Origin of the sequence: Neobacillus drentensis (genome assembly GCF_036966985.1) — a bacterium.
Classification (GTDB): domain Bacteria; phylum Bacillota; class Bacilli; order Bacillales; family Cytobacillaceae; genus Neobacillus; species Neobacillus drentensis_E.
The window spans coordinates 17,858-21,525 of the sequence record NZ_JBALSN010000080.1 but is presented as its reverse complement, the minus strand read 5'-3'; the positions used below and the strand labels follow the sequence as shown (position 1 = coordinate 21,525).

At 40.9% G+C, this 3,668-nt stretch carries 3 protein-coding genes; 1 reads left to right on the top strand and 2 read right to left on the bottom strand.

The features are described from left to right. Positions 1 to 1,428: N-acetylmuramoyl-L-alanine amidase (locus tag V7659_RS05930; protein ID WP_335538785.1), on the top strand; the 1,428-nt coding region annotated here is incomplete at its 5' end. Between the two features lie 40 nt (positions 1,429 to 1,468). On the opposite strand, the gene dtd is transcribed toward V7659_RS05930, so the two are convergent. After that, positions 1,469 to 1,912, bottom strand: a complete 444-nt coding sequence (dtd, locus tag V7659_RS05925; protein WP_335538784.1) for a D-aminoacyl-tRNA deacylase — start codon at positions 1,910 to 1,912, stop codon at positions 1,469 to 1,471. Positions 1,913 to 1,923: 11 nt separating this feature from the next. Further along, positions 1,924 to 3,668 (bottom strand): RelA/SpoT family protein (locus tag V7659_RS05920; RefSeq protein WP_335538783.1); only part of this gene is annotated, 1,745 nt, incomplete at its 5' end.

Genomic DNA, 3,668 nt, shown 5'->3' with positions numbered 1-3,668 from the left:
TTTGTCAATGTCCGCGGCGGTCCGGGTCTGAGTTACCCGCTAATCAAAATAGTAAATCGGGGCGAAACGTATCCAATCGTGACAGAACAAGACGATTGGATTGAAATTGAATTTGCCAATGGTCAAACAGGCTGGCTCGTTAATTGGCTCGTCACCAAAGAAACAAGTTCAAATAATACTGATGTCACAGAAAATACGGCTATAAAAACTAATTACGGTATCGTAAATGCTGATACCTTAAATATGCGCGGGGAACCTTCCGCATTCAGCCCAGTTGTTGGGAAACTTACCTATGGGACAAGCGTAACCATGTACTCGAAACAAGACAATTGGCTGGAGATTGGTTTTTCTAATTTAAGAGGATGGGTTAATTCTGAGTTTATTGACAGCCAAGCGACAGGTTCCTCAACATCAGATACTGCACAAAAGAGTGACTTGATTGGAACAGTAACAGCCGACAGCCTTAGTGTCCGCTCCAGTGCCTCATTGAATTCCAGCGCCATTGGGACTGTAACCATGGGGCAAAGTTTTACGATCGTAGAAGAAATGAATAATTGGGCGAAGATAGAGTACAAGTCTGGTAGTTTCGGGTGGGTAGCCGGTTGGTTTCTCGAGAAAGAGGCTTCCAAATCCCAAACTGGACAAGCCGTAAAGGAAAATATTATTACGATAATAAATAACGGGACAAATATCCGCAAAGGACCAGATGTACAATCAGATGTTATCGAACGGACCAATACAGGCGCAACGTATTCCGTGAAAAGTATCATCAATGACTGGTATGAAATTAAGTTAGAGGATGGAAGAATTGGTTATATTGCTGGCTGGCTGGTCTCCATTAACGGGACCAAACCACAGATTAAAAAAACCGGCGCTGAAGGCTATCTTAAAAATAAAACGATTGTCCTTGATCCAGGGCATGGCGGTACGGATAAAGGGGCAACTGGAGTCAGCGGTATTTATGAAAAAGACCTCACACTTCGGACGGCACAGCTTTTGTCAGATAAATTAATGGCAGCAGGGGCTAATGTCTACATAACGAGAAAAAATGATTCTTATTTACAACTTGCCTCCCGCGTGAATTTGGCACGTACCTACAATGCCGATGCTTTTATCAGTCTCCATTACGATAGCAATGTAGATCCAAGTATCCATGGTATGACTGGCTATTATTATCACACCTATCAACAAACCCTTGCTGAATCCATTTTTTCATCAACCGTCGGCCAAACAAAAATGACTAGTCGAGGGGTTCGTTTTGGTGATTTCCATGTCATCCGTGAAAATAGTCAAAAAGCTGTGTTAATGGAACTAGGTTATTTAAGCAATCCGGCTGAAGAAATGATGATAAAATCTGCTGGATTCCAAGAAAATGCGGCTTCAGGTTTATTTGATGGATTGGCCAGATATTTTAAAGAAAATCCATAACCAAAAAGGCTTAGCACTAAATTTAAGTGCTAAGCCTTTTTTATGCTTTACTATCAATAATCAACGTAACGGGCCCGTCATTGATTAATTCGACATCCATCATGGCACCAAATATGCCGGTTTCAACACGAATTCCTTTTTCACGGAGCAAGCTATTAAAAACCTCATAAAGTTCAATAGCCTGGTCTGGACGTGCCGCACCCATGAAATTTGGCCTTCTTCCCTTTCGACAATCACCGTAAAGGGTAAATTGCGATACTGAGAGGATTTCACCACCAACATCCATTAAAGAGAAATTCATCTTTCCATCTTCATCTTCAAAAATACGGAGATTAGCAATTTTATCAGCTAGATAGGCCGCGTCCTCTTCCTTATCATCATGGGTAACACCGACAAGTAAGACAAGCCCTTTGGTTATTTGCCCCGTTACTTCCCCGGCAACGGTTACACTGGCATTTTTACTTCGTTGAACAACTACACGCATTTTGAAACTCCTTAATTCATCATTCGACGTACTGAATAGATATCTGGGATCTGTTTAATGCGCTCGACCACCTTTTGTAAGTGAGCCACATTGTGAATCGCAATAGACATGTTAATCGTTGCCATTTTATTTCGATCCGTTTTACCAGAAACAGCAGAGATATTGGTTTTCGTTTCATTTACCGCTTGAAGCACTTCATTCAGAAGCCCTCTGCGGTCATAGCCGCTAATTTCGATGTCAACATTATATTCTTTCCGGTCATTTAAAGAAGATTCCCATTCAACCGGGATCAACCTTGACTGGGCATCATTGGAATCGATATTCGTGCAGTCCGAACGATGAACAGATACCCCGCGTCCTTTAGTAATAAAACCGACAATTTCATCGCCAGGTACAGGGTTACAGCATCTTGATAATCGAATCAATAAATTATCGATGCCGGATACACGGACACCAGATTCACGCTTTTTCGTTGCTGGGAAGGTTTTTAAATCCGTTATCGCATTGGTAATATTCGAACTCTGTTCTTGATCTCTCTTTTTACGCCATTTCTCCGTCAGACGGTTTGCCACCTGTAAGGCCGTTACTCCATTGTAGCCAACCGCTGCATACATATCTTCTTCATTGGAAAAATTAAACTTCTCAGCAACTTTTTTCAGATTGTCTGTGGTTAATATTTCTTTAATATCAAATTCCATATTACGAATTTCTTTTTCAACTAACTCTTTACCTTTATCAACGTTTTCATCCCGGCGCTGTTTCTTAAAGAAAGCACGAATCTTGTTTTTCGCCTGCGATGTTTGCGCAAGCTTCAACCAATCCTGACTTGGGCCGTATGAATGTTTCGAAGTAAGAATTTCAATAATATCGCCGGTTTTAAGTCGATAGTCAAGGGTAACCATTTTGCCATTCACTTTTGCACCTATCGTCTTATTGCCAATTTCAGAATGAATTCGATAAGCAAAATCAATAGGAACAGAACCAGATGGCAACTCGATCACATCACCTTTTGGCGTAAATATAAACACCATATCGGAAAATAAGTCGATTTTCAATGACTCCATAAACTCTTCCGCATTGGCAGTATCATTTTGAAATTCAAGAATTTCTCTAAACCAGGTTAATTTTTGTTCAAAAGTAGTGCTATCATTGATTGCTTCTTTGCCCTCTTTATATGCCCAGTGAGCCGCAACCCCGAATTCCGCAATCCGATGCATTTCCTTCGTCCTAATCTGAACCTCAAGCGGATCTCCCTTTGGCCCGATTACCGTGGTATGTAACGATTGATACATATTCGGCTTTGGCATCGCAATATAATCCTTAAAACGGCCAGGCATCGGCTTCCAGCAGGTGTGAATGATCCCTAAGACAGCATAGCAATCTTTAATACTGTTAACGACGATACGTACGGCTAGTAAATCATAAATTTCACTGAACTGCTTATTTTGCAAAGCCATTTTTCGGTAAATACTATAAATATGCTTAGGACGGCCAGAAAGCTCTGCTTTAATAGCCACTTCTCCCATTCGGCTTTTTACTTCTTCAATGACATCCTCTAAATATTGCTCGCGTTCGGCTCGCTTCTTTTTCATTAAGTTTACAATTCGATAGTATTGCTGCGGATTTAAATACCTTAATGCTGTATCTTCGAGCTCCCATTTAATCTTTGAGATCCCCAGACGATGTGCCAAAGGTGCAAAAATTTCAAGTGTTTCATTTGAAATCCGACGCTGCTTTTCTAAAGGAAGATGTTTAA

What these genes read in the sequence shown, in the direction of transcription:
- dtd (WP_335538784.1), bottom strand. Translation starts at nt 1,912, where the DNA reads ATGCGTGTAGTTGTTCAACGAAGTAAAAATGCCAGTGTAACCGTTGCC.